This is a genomic window from Paenibacillus xylanexedens, from assembly GCF_007680605.1.
Taxonomy (GTDB): domain Bacteria; phylum Bacillota; class Bacilli; order Paenibacillales; family Paenibacillaceae; genus Paenibacillus; species Paenibacillus xylanexedens_B.
On the sequence record NZ_VEIO01000029.1, the window covers coordinates 1 to 1,109 of the forward strand.

Genomic DNA, 1,109 nt, shown 5'->3' on the forward strand with positions numbered 1-1,109 from the left:
ACTCTCCATTAGTAGAATGACCACTTGTTGGAATCGCCGTACGTTGTTCATACCCCGCCAAGTAATCTCTCCAATAGCCCAGCGCTTCTTCACGATCCTGTGCTTTCAACCACTTAATGAATTCGATATAAGGTTTCACGGTAGGCAAATCAATCGCCTGACCACTGCAGAGCTGCGTATACATATAGAAAAACTCTTTTAATACAATACCTCTGCACCAGCCGTCCATCAAAATATGATGGTGGCTCAAAACTAACTCGTAATGACCCTTACCCATCTTTAATACGGCAAGCCGCAGCAGTACATCTCTCGTTAGATCAAATCCACGTTCTCGATCCGCTTCTTTAAACTGTTCCACGCTGATTTTGACTTCCTCTTCCGTTAAGCCTGTGTAATCTTCGAATATGATTGACGGATTGCGCTTTTGGAGTACGATCTGCAAAGGTCTTTCTAACCCCTCGTACATAAACACCGTTCGAAAGATATCATGACGTTCCATTAATAGAGAGAGACTCTCTTCCAAATGGGCTTTATGCAGCGATCCTTGAATTGTAAATGACACTTGATCGAAGTATGCAGACGACTGCGGTTCCATTAGTGCTTGGAACAGCATGCCTTCTTGCATGGGTGAGAGCGGGTACATGGAAACCACGTTACGTTTGCCACCAACACTCATTACAATCACCTATCTTCCGTCTATAAATTATGAATACCAGAGGTCTCTCCTTACAACTCTTCCAACTGCGTTAAGAGTTTTTCGAACATATCTAAAGACAATGGTTCGATACTAACATCGCTCGGGGTGAGCTCGGTCTCGTTTTGCTGCATGCAATGCTCTATGATCGAAAGCAACTGCTCCTTGTAGTTGTCCAACAGTCCTTGCATTGTACTGTCACGATACTCCTGCTCATCATATGTCACGCTCAGCGTCAATTTCCCATCCATTACACTCCCTACAATATCCAGTGCATGGGGGCGTTCCGATTGCGGACTCACTTGGAACCCTGTGGGAAACCCAGACATGGACATCGTCCCGGCATTCATCTCCCGATCCCATTGCCCTAAGTAGTTGAAGCTGATCTCCGGTAACAATGTACTGCCAATGCCGC

2 protein-coding genes are annotated in these 1,109 nt (G+C 45.5%); both read right to left on the reverse strand.

Annotation, left to right across the window (positions count from 1 at the left end):
• On the reverse strand, positions 1-676 hold a 676-nt coding region (locus FS818_RS28195), incomplete at its 3' end, for a condensation domain-containing protein (protein ID WP_260989997.1).
• A gap of 50 nt (positions 677-726) precedes the next feature.
• A partial coding sequence (locus FS818_RS28200; protein ID WP_260989996.1) for a condensation domain-containing protein occupies positions 727-1,109 on the reverse strand: 383 nt, incomplete at its 5' end.